Source organism: Actinoplanes sp. NPDC048796 (assembly GCF_040650035.1).
Taxonomy (GTDB): Bacteria; Actinomycetota; Actinomycetes; order Mycobacteriales; family Micromonosporaceae; genus Actinoplanes.
The window spans coordinates 36,857-53,382 of the sequence record NZ_JBEZGO010000007.1 but is presented as its reverse complement, the minus strand read 5'-3'; the positions used below and the strand labels follow the sequence as shown (position 1 = coordinate 53,382).

The following is a 16,526-nucleotide window of genomic DNA, read 5'->3' as shown; positions in this document are numbered from 1 at the left end:
CCCCTTTTGTCGCCTACGGCCGGCGCTTCCCGGCCGGCCCGATATGCAAGCACGTCATCGAAGCGTCGCCGCTTCCAGGGCCACCCCGCCGCACCCCTTGCCGTAGGTCGCGTCGGTGGTCCAGCTCAACCGCACCTGCCCGTTCTTCGGTGCGTGGTACGCCACGGTCAGCACCGCCGTCCGCAGCGTTCCGGTGCGCTGATCGAGCACGATAGAGCCGCCGGCCGTGCCCGTGGAGAGCCGGGCGGTCAATTTTCCGCGGGCCGCGAGCGAACCCACGTACAGCCGCAAGGTTCTCGTGTCCGGACCGGCCGGCACCGAGAGGGTGAAGCCGTTGTCCTTTCCGCAGGTGCGGATGCCGGTGTTCGTGCCCGTGCTGGCCGCCACCGGGCTGCCACCGGCCCAGCTGAACCGCTGCGGGCTCAGCTCGTGGCGGAACCGCGGCGCGGTCGGCGCCCCCTCCAGGATCTTGAAGCCGCCCCCGGCCGCCCGTTCCAGGGAGAACGTCCCGTTCAATCCCCAATGCACCCAGTCGGCCGCGCCCTCGGCCGACAGGTCGACCGCCGCCGGCACGTCGGCCTGCGTGATCACGACGCGGCCCGGGTCGGGCGTGGGGCTGCGGAACACCGGCGACTTGGGCGGCGTCGGCGACGGTGACGGCGACGCGCTGCCCAGCGGGATCAGGCCGGGCGAGCCGGCCGAGGGCAGCGTCAGGTCGCCCAGCGCCGGCGCCGGGGGGTCGACCGGCGGCAGCGCCTCGTCCCTGTGCACCATCGCCCGGGTGGCCACGAAGCCGAACCCGATGACCAGCAGCACACCGGCCAGGATCACCGCGGCCGAGGACAGCACCTCCTTGCGGCGCCCGCCGGTGTCGAGACCGTCCAGCGGCGGCGCGTCGTCCCGCCGTCGGGAAACGGCCCGATGGCCCGTCGGGCGTCGGCGCGGGGACAAGCGGAACTCCATCAGGGGGATTGGGGAGGTGCCTTAACAGACGCACACGATCTCACTTCGCCGTGTGACGGTGAAGAGCGGGATGCGTGACCGTCCGGACGGGGGATCACCCCCCTCGGCGGTTCGGAGGAGGTTTCACGCGGCGTGTTCGCGTGAAGCGCGTATCGTGTCCGAAGTTTCCGGACCGGCGTGATACAGGAGAGTCGACGACACATGAGTTCCCAGACCGCTCGCCCCGTCAACACCGACTCGAAGAAACGGCGCAGCCAGGCCATCGGCGGTGCCGTGGCCGGTGTCGCCGTGATCGCGGTGCTCGTCGCCGTCTTCGTGACCGTGCGCTCCGGCGACGACGACAAGAACAGCGCCCAGCCCGCGGCCGCCGCTCCCACCTCGGCGGCCGCGCCGGCGGAGGCCGCGCCCACCGAGGCCGCGCCCACCGAGGCGGCCCCGCCCGCGCCGACCGCCGCTCAGGTCGAGACGCCGGCCGCGCTGGCCAAGGAGCCCGAGGTCAAGGCCGGCGAAGGCAAGCTTTCCAAGCTCAACGTCACCGTGCTGGTCCCCGGCACCGGCCCCGCCGTGAAGAGCGGGCAGACCATCACCGCCAACTACAAGCTGGTCGACTACGCCACCGGTCAGGTGGTCGACTCGTCGTGGTCACGCGGCGCGCCGTTCGACGCGCCGATCGGTGTCGGCCGCGTCATCAAGGGCTGGGACCAGGGCATTCCCGGGCAGAAGGTCGGCAGCCGCATCCAGATCGACGTGCCCAACGCGCTCGCCTACCCCGAGCAGGGCAAGGACCTTCGCTTCGTCGTGGACATCCTCGCGGCGCAATAAGACATTCAGCGATACGGGATCAGCGGGTTCCGTCAAATCCGGGCGGAACCCGCCGTAGCGACCGGCTGGGTGCAACTCACCCTCCTCACCGGCTTCCGGCCGGTTCGCCGGGTCGCGGTCAAGGCAAAGTCACAACCGAGCGCGGTCAGAGCGCCTCGACCACCACGTCGAGTTGGCGGGGCTTCCCGGCCGAAGCTGGGTGCTCCTCGACCCGGTACTTCAGGTCACGGAGCGCTCCGATCAGCTCGCCGGTCGACGCCGGGGTCACGCCGGCCTCGGCCAGGGAGCGGACGATGCGGCCCTTGGTCGCCTTGTTGAAGTGGCTCACCACCGAGCGCTTGGCCACCCCGTCCACCACCCGCTCGTGCAGCACCCGGACCGTCGCCGCGTCGGCCCCCGGGGTCCACATCGCCCCGTACGCGCCCGAGCGCAGGTCCAGAATGGGCCCCGCGAGCGGATCGAGCGCCTTCGGCAGGACCTTCCTCCAGTACGCGGTCAGCCCGCCCACCGACGGCAGCGTCACCCCGACCGAGCAGCGGTAGGCCGGGATCCGGTCGTCCAGGCGCACCACACCCCACAGCCCGGAGAAGACGACCGCCCGCTCGTCGAGCCACGACCGGGCCGCCGGCGCCAGCGACGGGGCGTCCAGAGCCTCGTACAGCACCCCGCTGTAGATCGAGGCCGCCGGCGCCGCCGGTGCCTCCAGCAGCGCCGCGTTCAGCGCGATCTCGGACGTCTGCCCCGCGCTCAGCCCCAGCGTGGCCAGGGACTCGGCCACCGACCGGGCGCTCGTCCGCTTGCACATCGCCACCAGCCGCGACAGCACCCGCTTGCGGGCCGGCGCCAGCGACGGCAGCCAGTGCCCGGACGGGTCGACGGGAGAACCGGAGGTGGCGGGGGTCTTGCCCTCGGACGGCGGCAGGAGGATCAGCACGCAGGAAGGTTAGTCCGGGTTGCGGTCGGCCAGCGCGTCGGCCACTGTCGGATAGACCGAGATGCGCGGGGTCAGCCCGACCGTCTCCAGCAGCCGCCCGAGGAATTCACTGGGCGCGGCCAGCCGCAGCCAGCCGCCGTCGGCCCGGGCCCGGTTGTGGCCGACGACCAGCGCGCTCAGCCCGGTCGAGTCGCAGAATCCGACCCCGGACAGGTCGACGATCACCATCGGGGCCGGCCGGTCGAGCACCTGGTCGAGTGTGGTGGTCAGGACGGTGTTGCTGTCGATGTCGAGATCTCCCCGCACGGTGATGACCACCGACTCGTCGGAGTTATCCACCACGGACACATGCACTGGTTCCTCCCCGCTTCCGGCCGCTGAGGGCGTAGCCGAGGTACTGCCCAATCAGCGCGTGAAAGTCACCTGGACGCGGGAACGGAACCGGCCGGAACGGCGACAGTCGTCTTCACCGTCGCTTGGTCGAGCTCACCGATACGGACGGTGAACTTGATCTCGTACGTGCCCGGGAACGGGAAGGCGACGGCCCCGACCGCGTGGTGCCGGGGGATCAGGCCGAGCAGCGGCTGCGTGACCGGCTCGACGTCGTGGTCGAGCAGCCGGGAGGTGACGCTCCACTCGTCGGCCGGCAGCGGCGCCCCGGCCGGCGTGTAGACGAACGCGTGGATCGTGTTGTTGTCGCCGATCTCGACCGGGTAGATGTTGAACTGCAGCGTGTAGAGCGGTGAGGTCAGCGTCTGCGACACGCCCTCCTCGCGGACGGCGCCCTGGTCGACGGCCGCGCTGCGCCCCGGGTTGACCTGCACCAGCACCGAGCTCAGGCCGAGGATCACGACCGTGGCCAGCACCTCGACGCCGACCGTGCGGCGCAGCCCGGCCGCGCCGGGCGCGCGGTGCACCAGCCTGCGGGCGAACCACGCGAACGCCAGCGTCACCGCGAGCACGGCCACCTTGGCCAGCAGCAGCCGCCCGTACCCGGTCTGCCAGAGCGCGCCGGCCGAGCCCACCTGGACCACCGCCTGCACCACCCCGCCGGCCACCAGCCACACCACGGCCAGCGCGGCCCAGCGCGACCAGACCGGCAGCACCACGCCCAGCACCCGCGGATCGGTGCGGCGCAGCAGGAAGACGGTGAGCGTGACCAGCCCGCCCAGCCACACCGCCATGGCCGCGATGTGCACCACGTCGGACGCGACGATCACCCCGGCCAGCGGGGAGGCGGCCGCGTGCCCGGTCAGCGGCCACGTCGTCATCCCGGCCAGCGCCAGCAGCACGACGGCCAGTGAACGGAGCCGGCCCGCGCCGCCGCGCAGCACCGGCGGCAGCAGGCCCGCGATCACGGCCAGCACGCCGATCCGGGCCAGCAGGGTCACGCCGTACGAGCTGGACAGCACCTCGCCCAGCTCGCGGCCGGAGACGTCCCACAGGGCGGCGCCGCTGCTCGCCGGCGCCTGCGCCCACAGCGAGGCCAGCGTGGCCACCCCGATCAGCCCGAGCCCCGCGTACACGGCCTTGATCGCACCCGCCCGGGAGCGGCGCGCGGGCCACAGGACCGCCAGGAACAGGGCGGGCCCGGCGGCGAGCGTCAGACCGGCGTACCCCAGAAAGCGCGTGACCGGTGTGACCAGCGTGACCGACCGATGGGTCCCGGCCTGGCCGGGGTCGGCGGGCCGCGTCGAGGGCGCGCCGACCGAGAATGTCAGCGCGCCGCCCACCGGATGGCTGTCGGCCGAGATCACCCGGTAGCTGACCAGGTACGTGCCGAGCGGCTGGTCGGCCCGGCGCACGGGAATGCGCAGCGTGGAGCCGGTCGCCCGAGCCGCACCGGAGATCCGCTTGCCGTCGGGCGAGATCACCTGGATGCGCCCGCCGACCGGCGTGACCGCCTCGCTGAAGGTGACGACGATCTCGGTGGGGGAGGTCCCCACGATGCTGCCCGGCGCCGGAACGGCACCCAGCAGCGACGCGTGCGCCTGGGCGGGGGAGGCCGGCACCGCGAGCACACCGAGGGCCACCAGGAGCAGGAGGAGCACGCGCTTCACAGGTGGTAGTTCGGATAACGGGCCGAAATGGTTCAACCGCTTACCGGGCCGATGCCGCGGGTAGTCGGTATGGATACGCTCACGCCAGGTCCGCGTACCGCCAGGAAAGAGGAGACCGTCATGTCCGTCAACCCCCGCGCCGGGAAGCCCGCCGAGCCGCGCGACCTGATCGACGTGCCCAAGGTCGTCTCCCGCTACTACACCGAGCATCCGGACCCCGAGGTGGTGGGTGAGCGGGTCACGTTCGGCACCTCCGGGCACCGGGGCTCGTCGCTGCGGAACGCGTTCAACGAGGACCACATCGCGGCCACCAGCCAGGCGATCGTGGAGTACCGCAAGGCGCAGGGCACCGACGGGCCGCTGTTCGTGGGCCGCGACACGCACGCGCTCAGCGAGCCCGCGATGATCACCGCGATCGAGGTGTTCGCGGCCAACGACGTCACCACGCTGATCGACAGCCGCGACGGCTACACGCCGACGCCCGCGGTGTCGCACGCGATCCTCACCTACAACAGGGGCCGCACGTCCGGGCTGGCCGACGGCGTCGTGGTGACCCCGTCGCACAACCCGCCGGACGACGGCGGCTTCAAGTACAACCCGCCGAGCGGCGGCCCGGCCGACACCGACGCCACCAAGTGGATCCAGGATCGGGCCAACGCCCTGATCGCCGCCGGCCTGAAGGACGTGCGCCGGATTCCCGCGGCGAAGGCCCGCGACCAGGTCGGCACGTACGACTTCCTCGACTCGTACGTGGGTGACCTGGGCGCCGTCATCGACATGGAGGCGATCCGCGCGGCCGGCGTGCGGATCGGCGCCGACCCGCTCGGCGGGGCCAGCGTCGCCTACTGGGGCGCGATCGGCGAGCGGTACGGCCTGGACCTGACCGTGGTGAACCCGAACGTCGACCCGACCTTCGGCTTCATGACCCTCGACTGGGACGGCAAGATCCGGATGGACTGCTCGTCGCCGTACGCGATGGCGTCCCTGATCGCCCAGAAGGACCGCTTCCAGCTGGCCACCGGCAACGACGCCGACGCCGACCGGCACGGCATCGTCACCCCCGACGCGGGCCTGATGAACCCGAACCACTACCTGGCGGTGGCGATCAACTACCTGTTCGGCGCCCGCAAGGACTGGCCGTCGGGCGCCGCCATCGGCAAGACCCTGGTCTCCTCCTCGATGATCGACCGGGTCGCCGAGAGCCTGGGCCGTCGCCTCGACGAGGTGCCGGTGGGCTTCAAGTGGTTCGTGCCGGGCCTGCTCGACGGCTCGATCGGCTTCGGCGGCGAGGAAAGCGCCGGCGGCTCCTTCCTGCGCCGCGACGGCGGCCCGTGGAGCACCGACAAGGACGGCATCCTGCTCGACCTGCTCGCCTCCGAGATCGTCGCGGTCACCGGCCGGACGCCCAGCGAGCACTACCGCGACCTGACCGCCAAGTTCGGCGAGCCGGCCTACGCCCGCATCGACGCCCCGGCCACCCGGGAGGAGAAGGCCGTGCTGGCCAAACTCTCGCCCGAGCAGGTCACGGCCAAGGAGCTCGACGGCGAGCCGATCACGGCCGTGCTGACCACCGCGCCCGGCAACGGCGCCGCCATCGGCGGCCTCAAGGTGGCCACCGCGTCCGGCTGGTTCGCCGCGCGCCCCTCCGGCACCGAGGACGTCTACAAGATCTACGCCGAGTCGTTCAAGGGCCCCGACCACCTCGCGAAGATCCAGGAGGAGGCCCGCGCGGTCGTCAGCGGAGCGCTCAAGAGCTGATCTTCTCAGCAACGGCGTTTCGCGGCCGACAGGTAGGCGGTAGGGACCTGCCTATCCGGGAGCCGTAGACACGCATGACTGAGGCCGTGAAGCCCGCCGCGATCCGCGCGGGCGGCGGCGCCCTGGCGCCGCTGCTGGTCGCGGCGGTCGCCACGCTGGCGGTCGTCGCGTGGCTGGTCGTGCGCGACCCCTCGGACGTGGTCTACGGCTACCTCGGCGGCCCGATCGCGCTGGTCGCGGCCACCTTCTCGCTGCAGCGGCTCGGTTCGACGGTGGTGCTGCCCCGGGTGGTGCGGGCGTTCTGGCGCCAGCTCGGGCACGCCGCGTTCATCCTGCTGGTCGGCTCGTCCACGGCCCTGGCGCTGGCCAACAACAACGCGGGCATGTCCCTCTACGTCGCCGTGCCGCTGCTGACCGGCGTGCTCTGGGCGATGACCGCCTTCCTGCGGCTGCCGATGGGCGACCGCACGGCGCTGGGCTGGTCGCGGGTGCTGCTCGACGGCGCCACCGTGGCCGTCGCCGGCACGCTCGTGTTCTGGTACGTCGTGCTCAGCTACGCCTCACCCGGCGCCGACCTGGTCACCCGGGCCGCGGCCGGGGTGGTCGGCGTGGCCGGCCTGCTCTGCCTGGTGGTGATCGGCAAGGCGGCGGCCCGCCCCGACGCCCCGGTCGACGCGCTGTCGCTGCGGATCCTGACCATCGCCCCGATGGTGGCGGTCGCCCTGGCCGTGCTGCTGATAGCCGGCGACGACACGTCCCGGCTGGTGCTCTCGGTGCTGGGCAGCCCGCTGGTGGCGCTCTCCTTCGCCGCGGCCGCCTTCCGCCAGCGCCGGGTCATCGAGCGGACCGCCGTGCTCAAGGCGCGCGGCCGCCGGTCCGTCTACGAGCTGCTGCCGTTCGTGGCCGTGCTGGCCACCGCCGCCCTGGTCACCGCGGTGTCGGCCCAGGAGATGGCCGGGCGCGACCTGACCGTCATCGTCGGCGCCGTGCTGATCGCCGCCCTGGTCGTGCTCCGGCAGCTGCTGGGCCTGCGCGAGAACCGCCAGCTGCTGGCCGGCCTGAAGGAACAGCAGGCCCAGCTCGAGCGGCTGGCCATGACCGACCCGCTGAGCGGGCTGGCCAACCGCACCCGGTTCAGCGCCGTGCTGGCCGAACGCCTGGCCGCCCACCAGCCCGCGACGGCGCTGCTGATCGACATCGACGACTTCAAGACGATCAACGACTCGATGGGCCCGGCCATCGGCGACCAGCTGCTCTACCAGATCGCCCAGCGCCTGCGGGCCACCAGCGCCGACGGCGAGCTGCCGGCCCGGCTCGGCGGCGACGAGTTCGCCGTCCTGCTCGACGTGGAGGAGCCGTCGTCGGCCGAGGCCACCGCCGGGCGCATCCTGGCCGCCCTGGCCGAGCCGTTCCGGGTCGGCGAACACCAGCTGCTGGCCCACGCCAGCCTCGGCATCGCCATCGCCGGTCCCGGCGACACCGCGGACGAGGTACTGCGCAACGCCGACATCGCCATGTACGCGGCGAAGGAGGGCGGCAAGGCGGCCTGGACCCGCTTCGAGCCGAAGATGCGGGCCGACGTGGTCAGCCACGCCCGGCTCGGCAGCGAACTGCACAACGCCATCATCCGGCGTGAGCTGTACCTGCTGTACCAGCCCGTCTTCGACATCGTCACCGGCCGGCTGCACGGGGCCGAGGCGCTGGTGCGCTGGAAGCACCCGGTGCGCGGCTTCGTCTCGCCGGGCGACTTCATCCCGGTCGCCGAGCGCTCCGGGCTGATCGTGCCGCTCGGCTCGTGGGTGCTGCGCGAGGCGTGCGAGCAGCTGGCCCGCTGGCGCCGGGAGCACGGCGACGGGGCGATCAAGGCGATCAACGTGAACGTGGCGGTGCGCCAGCTGCGCGAGTCCGGCTTCGTGGACGAGGTGGCGGCGGTGCTCAGCGAGACCGGGCTGCTGCCGCAGAACCTGGTGCTGGAGGTGACCGAGTCGTCGGTGGCCGACGGCCGCCAGGTGCGCGAGACGCTGCACGCCCTGCACGAGATGGGGGTGCGGCTGGCGCTGGACGACTTCGGCACCGGCCAGTCGTCGCTGTCGCTGCTGCGGGCGTTCCCGGTGGACGTGCTGAAGCTCGACAAATCGTTCGTCGACGGCATCACGGACGGCGAGGACCGGGGCCGCCTGGCGGTGGCGGCGGCGGTGGCCCAGCTGGCGGAGTATCTGCAGCTGTCGGCGGTGGCCGAGGGCATCGAGTCGCTGGCGCAGCTCGAACGGCTGCGCGAGATGGGCTACCGGCTGGGCCAGGGTTTCTACATGGCGAAGCCGCTGCCGGCCGAGGACGCCGGCGCGCTCATGAGCGCGAACGCGCCGGCCCCGGTGATGTACGCCGCGTGACGCCCACGGCCCGCCCTCCCAAGGGGGCCCCCGTCCCGCACCAGTCTGACCGAAAAGCGCGAGATCGTGCGGGCGGGCTGTGGACGACCGCGGAACTGTGGAAAACCTAGGCCGAAACTTCCTTGCGGTCGTCGGTCGCCCACAGTGTGTGGAACGAGCCTTCCTTGTCGACGCGGTGGTACGTGTGCGCGCCGAAGAAGTCCCGCTGGCCCTGGATCAGGGCGGCCGGCAGGCGCTCGGCCCGCAGGCCGTCGTAGTAGGCCAGCGCCGACGAGAAACCCGGCGCCGGGATGCCCTGCGCCGCCGCGGTGGCCACGACCCGGCGCCAGGCGTCCTGGGCGCCGCTCACGGCGTCCAGGAAGTACTGGTCGACGAGCAGCGTCGCCAGCGACGGCGACTTGTCGTACGCCTGCTTGATGAAGTCGAGGAACTTGGCCCGGATGATGCAGCCGGCCCGCCAGATCTTGGCCATCGCGCCCGGGTCGATCTCCCAGCCGTACTCCTTGCTGGCCGCCTGGATCTGCTGGAAGCCCTGCGCGTAGGCGACGATCTTGGAGGCGAACAGCGCCTGCTCGACGTCGGCCTGCAGGTCACCGGCGTGGGCGCCGGTGGTCGCGGACGGGCCGGGCAGGCCGGCGTCGGCCGCCGCCTGGCGCACGTCGGCGCCGCCGGACAGGGCCCGGGCGAAGACCGACTCGGCGATGCCGCTGACCGGCACACCCAGGTCAAGGGCCGCCTGTACGGTCCAGCGGCCGGTGCCCTTCTGCTCGGCCTGGTCGAGCACCACGTCGACGAACGGCTTGCCCGAGGCCGCGTCGACCTGCTTGAGCACCTCGGCCGTGATCTCGATCAGGTAGGAGCCCAGCCGGCCCTCGTTCCAGCCCTGGAAGACGTCGGCGATCTCGGCCGGCGTGTGCCCGCCGACGCGGCGCAGCAGGTCGTACGCCTCGGCGATGAGCTGCATGTCGGCGTACTCGATGCCGTTGTGCACCATCTTGACGAAGTGGCCGGCGCCGTCCGGGCCGACGTGCACGCAGCACGGCTCGCCGTCGACCTTGGCCGAGATGTCCTCCAGCAGCGGGCCGAGCGCCTCGTACGACTCCTTGGAACCGCCGGGCATGATGCTCGGGCCGTGCAGGGCGCCCTCCTCGCCGCCGGACACGCCGGTGCCGACGAAGTGCAGGCCACGCTCGCGCAGGGCCGCCTCCCGCCGGCGGGTGTCCAGGTAGTGGGCGTTGCCGGCGTCGATGAGCATGTCGCCCTCCTCGAGCAGAGGGGCGAACTCGTCGATCACGGCGTCGGTCGGCGCGCCGGCCTTCACCATGATCACCACGCGGCGCGGGCGCTCCAGGCTGGCCACGAAGTCCTCGGCGCTCTCGGACGCGATGAACGTGCCCTCGTGACCGAACTCCTCCACCAGTTCCTTGGTGCGGTTGTACGACCGGTTGTGCACCGCCACGGTGTGCCCGTGACGGGCGAAGTTGCGGGCCAGGTTGCGCCCCATAACCGCGAGGCCGGTGACCCCGATCTGAGCCTTCTCCGTCATCACTGACACCCTTCAGTCGCTCTAGCCACGCGCTCATTCTTACGGGTTAATTGCGACGGTGGTTCGACCGTGTTCCGCGGTTCTCATTTATTGGCGGCGCGGCACGTGGGCTGGACGCCGCCTGAGATCGGCGCGGCGGTAGGCTTCAGCGCATGTCGAGCGGGACCCACTGATCGATGAAGCGCGGCGAGATCTGGACCATCGGCAACCGGACGGATCTGCGCTACCGCGTGCTCGTGCTCTCCGCTGACACGTTCAACGACCGGAACAACGCCTCACCGTTCTGCGCGCCCATCGTCCGCCAGCGCGGTGTGACGGAGCTTCCGCCGTACGCGGTCGCCCTCACCGAGCAGGACCCGATCACCGGCGTCGTGGTCGTCAACCGGATGCGCCGCCTGCCCGCCGCCATCGGTGCGGAGCGTATCGGCATGGTCACCGGGCAGAGCATGGCCCGTCTCACCGAGGCCATGCGGTCGCTGTTCGAGCTCTGAACACCGTTCCTCGAGCCCGGAAAACCGTTCGGCCCACCCCATTCGTGTGACGGCGGGCGTTGTTCGCCGCAGGGAGGGCCCGCTCCGTATGAACGGCCGATGACGACCCCGGTCCGGCTGACGTATTCAGGAAGCCGGAGTCGTACGGGACGGGAGTGATCGGGTGGGACAGGCGTATGCCGCCGCGGTCGAGAGTTTGCGGCCCGCGGTGACCACCGACCCCGGCGAGGCCGGCCGGCTCACCGTCGAGCGCGCGGTCGGGCTGCTGGCCGGCCGCGCCCGGTGCCGCCTGGCCGAGGCCCACCGCCACCTGCTGCGGATGGGCGCCGAGCAGGGCCGCGACCTGATCGAGGTGGCGAGCGGGGTGATCCGCTCGCTCGACGTCTCCGACCCGGACACCGCGCCCATCTCCGGCCTGGAGACCGGCCGGCCCCCGGTTTCGCCGGCCGGCCCGGTCCGGCGGTTCGCGCCCTGGCTGGGCATGGTTCAGCGGGTCCTCGACGTGGTGCCCGGCATGGCCTGCTTCCTGACCCCCGAGCGCGATCCGTCCGGCCGGCTGGTCGATCTGGTCTGGGCGGCGGTCAGCCCCGAGGCGGTCGCGCCGAACGGCCTGCGCGGCAGCCAGCTGCTCGGCCTGCGCATCTCCGAGCATTTCCCCGAGGCCCTGGCGAGCGACCGCTGGCAGGCCTACCAGCAGGTGCTCGACGCCGGTGGCCCGGCCGTGCTGGGGCCGTTCCGGCACGGCGACGGGCTCTACACCGTGCGCGCCCACCGGCTCGGCGTGGGCCTGCTGCTGAACTGGACCCGGCACGACGAGCGGCCGGGCGGGGTGAGCGACCGGCTGGCCGGCACCGAGCTGCTGGGCAACCTCGGCTGGGGCGAGTGGGACCTGGTCAGCGGCGAGATCTACTGGTCGGAGCAGGTCTACCGGATCTACGAGCGCGACCCGCGGCTGGGCCCGCTGAGCCGGGAGGAGTCCGACGCGCTCGCGGTGCCCGAGGACGAGCCGCTGCGCGAGGCGGCCCGGGTCGCCTTCGAGCGCGGCGAACGGGTCGACGTGACCACCCGGGTGCGGATCGGCGGGCGGACCAAGTTCCTGCGTACGGTGGCCGACGCCAGCCGTGACGCCGACGGCCGGCCGCTGCGCATCTTCGGCATCGTGCAGGACATCACCGAGCGGGAGACCAGCGCCCAGCGCCTGGCCGACGTGGAACGCCAGCTCGACGAGCAGCGCCGGGACCTGGCGGCCGAGCACGAGCTGGCGGCCAAGCTCCAGCGCATCATCCTGCCCCTGCCGGACGGCCCGATCGAGCTGCCCGGCCTCAAGGTGGCCCTGCGCTACCTGCCGGCCGGCGAGGAGAGCCTGGTCGGCGGCGACTGGTACCACGCGGCCGAGCTGCGCGACGGCTCGGTGCTGCTCGCGGTCGGCGACGTCGCCGGGCACGGCACCCGCGCCGCCAAGACGATGGCCCAGCTCCGGCACGCGCTGCGGGCCCTGGCCGTGACCACCGGCGACCCCGGCGAGCTGCTGCGCCACCTGAACGCGCTCACCTGCGACCTCGAGCGGGAGACGCCCGAGCTGGCCGCCACCGCTGTCGTCGCCCGCTACGACCCGGCCCGCCGGGAGATCGTCTGGGCCCAGGCCGGCCACCCGCCGCCCCTGCTGAGCCGGGACGGCCGCACGGCGCCGCTGGAGAGGCCGGCCGGGCCGATGCTGGGCGTGCTCGACGACGCCCGCTACGAGACCGCCCGGCTCGACCTGCGCCTGGGCGACCTGCTGCTGCTCTACACCGACGGCCTGGTCGAGCACCGCCACCGCGGCCTCGACGACGGGCTGGCCACGGTGATCCGGACGGTCGACCAGGCCGTGCGGGCCAACCCCCGCCAGCCGCTGGGCGAGCTGCTGTCCCGGCTGCGCCAGGCCAACCCGGGCGACGACACCTGCATCCTGGCCGCCCGGCCGGTAAGCGGGGAAACCAAAGATCTTCGGCGCTACTTGTCGGGAGTCTGACCCACCGGGGCCGGATCCGGGAGATCATGTCGCCCGTGACGGGTCGTACGTTCGGGGTTCTCTCGCCCTTCGTCGGTGGCGACTACTACGGCGCGATCATCGCCGGGGTGAACGACGCCGCCGTGGCGGCCGGCGACCGGATCATGGCCATCCAGACGCTCGATCCCGGCTCGTACAGCGCCGACCGCAGCGGGCTGCCGGACTTCCGGCGGCCGGTGTCCTGGAAGCATCTGAACGGTCTCATCGTGCTGCCGGGGGCGCTGCACGCCTCGTACGCCAGAGGGGCCCGCCGGGCCGGTCTGCCCGTGGTGTCGGTGGGGCAGAAGCTCGACGAGTGCGCGGCCGTGCTGGCCGACAACCGCTCCGGCCTGCGCGACGCGGTCGGGCACCTGCTCGGGCACGGGCACGAGCGGATCGCCTACGCCGGTCACCTGGCCCACTTCGACCTGCGGGAACGCCTCGAGGGTTACCGTGAGGCCCTGCTCGCGCACGGCATCGAACCGGATCCGGAGCTGGTGTTCGACTCGGGCGACAACCACGAGAGCGGCGGCGAGGTGGTGGCCGACGTGCTGCTGCGCCGGGGCGTGCCGGTCAGCGCGGTCGTCTGCGGCACCGACCGCAACGCCATCGGCCTGATCGGCCGCCTGGCCGGCGCCGGATACCGGGTGCCGGGCGATGTGGCGGTGGTCGGTTTCGACGACATCGTCGACGCCACCTACATGCGGCCCAGCCTCTCCACGGTCCGCCAGCCGGTCGAGGATGTCGGCACGACGGCCCACCGGCTGGTCTGCGCGCCGGACGACACCGACAGCGCGTACGTCGCGACGACGTTCGTGCGGCGCGGCTCGTGCGGCTGCCCCGGCATCGGGCTGCCGGTCAGCGAGGAGCGGACCCGGTCGCTGTTCGGCGAGGTCCGCTACCTGCAGGAGACGTTGAACGTGCAGCACGAGCTCGGCATCGACCTGCTCGGCGCGCACGAGCGCGACCCCCGCGCGCTGGCCTGGCTGCAGCGCACCGCGCTGACCGCCGGCTGCCTCGGGCTGTGGAACCACTCGGCGGTGCCGGCCCGCGACACCGAGCTGAGCGTCGTGGGGGAGTACCCGGGGCGGCCGGGCTGGGCCGGCGAGCAGATGCGGGTCAGCGAGTTCCCGCCGGCCGGCCTGTTCGCGATGGCCGACGGCGCCGCCGGCGAGATCGTCTTCGTGGTGCCGGTGCGCAGCGGCCTGCGGGACTGGGGTGTGCTGGCCGCGATCGGCACGGTCCAGCAGAGCACCCCGGCCGGCCGGGAGATCATGAACCACTCGGGGGCGCTGCTGGCCACCGCCCTCGACCGGGGCGCGATGGTGGCGGCCCTGCGCGAGCAGGAGCAGAAGCTGCGCGACGCGGCCCTGCACGACGCGCTGACCGGCCTGCCCAACCGGGTGCTGCTGGCCGACCGGCTCGAGCAGGCCGGCCTGCGGTCGCAGCGCCGGCCCGACCACCGGTTCGCCGTGCTGCTGCTCGACCTGAACGGGTTCAAGGCGGTGAACGACTCGCTCGGCCACGCGGCCGGCGACGTGCTGCTCATCGAGGTGGCCCGCCGCCTGACCGGTCTGCTGCGCGAGTCGGACACGGTGGCCCGGCTCGGCGGCGACGAGTTCGTGGTGCTGCTCGACGGCCTGCGCGAGCCGGGCGCGGAACGTGTCGTCCGGGACGCCATCGCGACCAGGCTCTGCGAGCCCTACTGCATCGACGGCGAGCAGATCGAGGTCGGCGTGAGCATCGGCGTGGCCCTCTCGGGCGACGGCTCCACCGACCCCGACCGCCTGCTGCGCGAGGCCGACGCCGCCATGTACCGGGCCAAGCCGGTCAGCCGCAAGCGCTAGTCAGGGCAGACTCCAGGTCTGCTCGGCGGAGCCGGCGCACTCGGTGACCTTGGTGGCGGCGCCGGAGCGGCCCGGGTCGGTGAGGCACTTGCCGTTGGCGGCGATCAGAGACCCACCTTCGCCGGTACGCCACGACCCCGCCCCGTCGCAGGAGCCGACTCGCACGGTCCCGTCGCCGCCGGGGGTGGCGCACTTGCCGTCGACGTGCAGGGTGCCGTCGGTGGCCAGGGTGAAGGTCTGCGCGTCGCCGCCGGCGCAGCCGGCCACGTTGACCGGGCTGCCGTCGATGCCGAACAGTCCGCCCCGGGTCAGGCAGCGGCCGCTGGCGGCGGTGATCGCGCCGGTGCGGTCGACGGCCGGGGCCGTGGTCGGCGCCGACGTCGGCGCGGCCGGGGAGGTCGCCCCCGGCACCAGGGGCTGGAGGGACCCGCTCACCGCGATGCTGGGGGTGGCGCTCACGCTCGCGCTGGCACTCGCGCTGGCCGACGGGCTCGCGCTGGCCGAGGAGCTGGCGCTGGCCGAGGCGGCGGCCGCGCTCTTCGACGCGGCGGCCACCGAGGAGTCCGGGATCGGGGCCCGGGCCGGCATCGCGGGCAGGGCGGCGCCCGGCTGCGGAAGCTCGGGGCCGGAGCCGAGGCCGAAGACGAAGAACGCGGCCACGCCGGCGGCGAGCAGAGCGCCACCGGCGAAGATGGCCAGCCGCAGAATCGGGATGTCGGTCCGCCTCGGCGGCTTGCTCTCCTCTTCCGCGGGCTCCTCGACCGTGGGCTGCACAACGGTCGAGGCGTCGTCCCCGGGCTCGGGCCACTTCTCCGCGTCCTCGACGGCGGTGAACTCGGTGGTGTCCACGCTCGTCGAGACGTACGGGCGAACGAGTACAGGATCCTCGCGATCCGGCGTATCGGTCATCTTGCTCCCTCCGGCCGGATCAAGATACGCGACATTCGCCCGAATCGATCAACCGATACCGCACTTTAACCGTACGTATTCTCGTGTTTCCGGCGCGCGTCCGTCCACACTGTCCGGGCGCGCCGGACGAGCGCCGCGTTGTCCGCCGCCGGCGTGCCGTCGGTCAGCGTCAGGGTGTCCTCGAGCCCGATCCGGGTGGGCAGGCCCAGAGCCCCGGCGTGCGCGATGAGCGGCCAGCAGGCGTCGTTCTCGCCGTGCAGCAGCGCCTCGGGAACCCGCCGCAGGATGGCGTCGGCCGCCGCCACGGCCGCGTCGGCCGGCACGTCGATGATCTCGACGAGGATCCGCAGGAGCGGCAGCCCTTCGAGCGCGTCCACATCGGCCGGTGACCAGACACCCGCCTCGACACCGACCCCGGAGCCGTCGAGGAGACGTACGAGATCGGCGAAGCCCGGCTCGTGGACGTTCACCGAGGCGAAATCGGGCCGCACCCGCCACCCGGCGACCAGTTCGGCCCGCCGCCGCGGATCGCCGCCGGTCATCCAGATGCCCGTCGACACCCCGACCGGAAGCCCGGGGCAGGCCGCGCGGATCGCCGTGACGGCGGCGCCGATGTCGTCGCCGTGCAGGGACTCCCGCCCATCGGCGTCCCGCGGGTGCACGTGAACGGCCGCGGCTCCGGCCTCGGCCGCCTTCTCAGCGGCGTCGGCCAGCTCGTCCGGAGTGATCGGCGCCGGCGACGGGCGGCCACCGTTGAGGCAAGCTTTGATCCACACA

General features: G+C 72.8%; 13 protein-coding genes. 6 read left to right on the top strand and 7 right to left on the bottom strand.

All coding sequences use genetic code 11. The annotated features are described in order from the left end of the window. Positions 1-54: 54 nt before the first annotated feature. Positions 55-951 (bottom strand): hypothetical protein, encoded by an 897-nt coding sequence (locus AB0C26_RS27450; RefSeq protein WP_360253291.1) that lies wholly within the window; start codon positions 949-951, stop codon positions 55-57. Positions 952-1,164: 213 nt separating this feature from the next. On the opposite strand from AB0C26_RS27450, the gene AB0C26_RS27445 reads away from it, so the two are divergent. After that, positions 1,165-1,785: an FKBP-type peptidyl-prolyl cis-trans isomerase gene (locus tag AB0C26_RS27445; RefSeq protein WP_360253289.1), complete on the top strand. Its 621-nt coding sequence runs from the start codon at positions 1,165-1,167 to the stop codon at positions 1,783-1,785. Positions 1,786-1,930: 145 nt separating this feature from the next. Here the strand turns inward: AB0C26_RS27445 and yaaA are convergent, their stop codons facing one another. The 3 genes from yaaA to AB0C26_RS27430 form a co-directional block, all read right to left on the bottom strand. Further along, complete coding sequence (gene yaaA, locus AB0C26_RS27440; protein ID WP_360253287.1) at positions 1,931-2,719, bottom strand: peroxide stress protein YaaA; 789 nt, start codon at positions 2,717-2,719, stop codon at positions 1,931-1,933. A 9-nt stretch (positions 2,720-2,728) separates the two neighbouring features. Further along, complete coding sequence (locus tag AB0C26_RS27435; RefSeq protein WP_360253285.1) at positions 2,729-3,067, bottom strand: STAS domain-containing protein; 339 nt, start codon at positions 3,065-3,067, stop codon at positions 2,729-2,731. A 71-nt stretch (positions 3,068-3,138) separates the two neighbouring features. After that, positions 3,139-4,779 (bottom strand): copper resistance protein CopC, encoded by a 1,641-nt coding sequence (locus AB0C26_RS27430; RefSeq protein WP_360253283.1) that lies wholly within the window; start codon positions 4,777-4,779, stop codon positions 3,139-3,141. Between the two features lie 120 nt (positions 4,780-4,899). Here AB0C26_RS27430 and pgm point away from each other — a divergent pair, with 120 nt between their 5' ends. Further along, a complete protein-coding gene (gene pgm / locus AB0C26_RS27425; protein WP_360253281.1) occupies positions 4,900-6,537 on the top strand; it encodes a phosphoglucomutase (alpha-D-glucose-1,6-bisphosphate-dependent) in 1,638 nt (545 codons plus the stop codon). A gap of 74 nt (positions 6,538-6,611) precedes the next feature. After that, entirely contained in the window at positions 6,612-8,927 is a 2,316-nt protein-coding gene (locus AB0C26_RS27420) for an EAL domain-containing protein (protein ID WP_360253279.1), read from the top strand. Between the two features lie 106 nt (positions 8,928-9,033). Here the strand turns inward: AB0C26_RS27420 and gndA are convergent, their stop codons facing one another. Continuing rightward, entirely contained in the window at positions 9,034-10,473 is a 1,440-nt protein-coding gene (gndA, locus tag AB0C26_RS27415; RefSeq protein WP_360253277.1) for an NADP-dependent phosphogluconate dehydrogenase, read from the bottom strand. A gap of 176 nt (positions 10,474-10,649) precedes the next feature. Between gndA and AB0C26_RS27410 the strand changes: the two genes are divergently transcribed. The 3 genes from AB0C26_RS27410 to AB0C26_RS27400 all read left to right on the top strand — a co-directional run bounded on the left by AB0C26_RS27410 (position 10,650) and on the right by AB0C26_RS27400 (position 14,840). Then, positions 10,650-10,964 carry a type II toxin-antitoxin system PemK/MazF family toxin gene (locus AB0C26_RS27410; protein WP_360253275.1) on the top strand — a complete coding sequence of 105 codons (315 nt, stop codon included), beginning with the start codon at positions 10,650-10,652 and terminating at the stop codon, positions 10,962-10,964. 163 nt (positions 10,965-11,127) lie between these two features. After that, positions 11,128-12,975 carry a SpoIIE family protein phosphatase gene (locus AB0C26_RS27405; protein WP_360253273.1) on the top strand — a complete coding sequence of 616 codons (1,848 nt, stop codon included), beginning with the start codon at positions 11,128-11,130 and terminating at the stop codon, positions 12,973-12,975. 35 nt (positions 12,976-13,010) lie between these two features. Beyond that, a complete protein-coding gene (locus AB0C26_RS27400) occupies positions 13,011-14,840 on the top strand; it encodes a GGDEF domain-containing protein (RefSeq protein WP_360253271.1) in 1,830 nt (609 codons plus the stop codon). Here AB0C26_RS27400 and AB0C26_RS27395 read toward each other — a convergent pair whose 3' ends face one another. Together AB0C26_RS27395 and AB0C26_RS27390 are read right to left on the bottom strand one after the other, a co-directional pair. Then, entirely contained in the window at positions 14,841-15,749 is a 909-nt protein-coding gene (locus AB0C26_RS27395) for an RICIN domain-containing protein (RefSeq protein WP_360253269.1), read from the bottom strand. Positions 15,750-15,814: 65 nt separating this feature from the next. Then, on the bottom strand, positions 15,815-16,525 hold the full coding sequence (locus AB0C26_RS27390; protein WP_360253267.1) for a 3-keto-5-aminohexanoate cleavage protein: 711 nt from the start codon (positions 16,523-16,525) through the stop codon (positions 15,815-15,817). Between the last annotated feature and the right edge of the window lies 1 nt (position 16,526).

What these genes read in the sequence shown, in the direction of transcription:
- AB0C26_RS27445 (WP_360253289.1), top strand. Translation starts at nt 1,165, where the DNA reads ATGAGTTCCCAGACCGCTCGCCCCGTCAACACCGACTCGAAGAAACGG.
- pgm (WP_360253281.1), top strand. Translation starts at nt 4,900, where the DNA reads ATGTCCGTCAACCCCCGCGCCGGGAAGCCCGCCGAGCCGCGCGACCTG.
- AB0C26_RS27420 (WP_360253279.1), top strand. Translation starts at nt 6,612, where the DNA reads ATGACTGAGGCCGTGAAGCCCGCCGCGATCCGCGCGGGCGGCGGCGCC.
- gndA (WP_360253277.1), bottom strand. Translation starts at nt 10,473, where the DNA reads ATGACGGAGAAGGCTCAGATCGGGGTCACCGGCCTCGCGGTTATGGGG.
- AB0C26_RS27410 (WP_360253275.1), top strand. Translation starts at nt 10,650, where the DNA reads ATGAAGCGCGGCGAGATCTGGACCATCGGCAACCGGACGGATCTGCGC.
- AB0C26_RS27395 (WP_360253269.1), bottom strand. Translation starts at nt 15,749, where the DNA reads ATGACCGATACGCCGGATCGCGAGGATCCTGTACTCGTTCGCCCGTAC.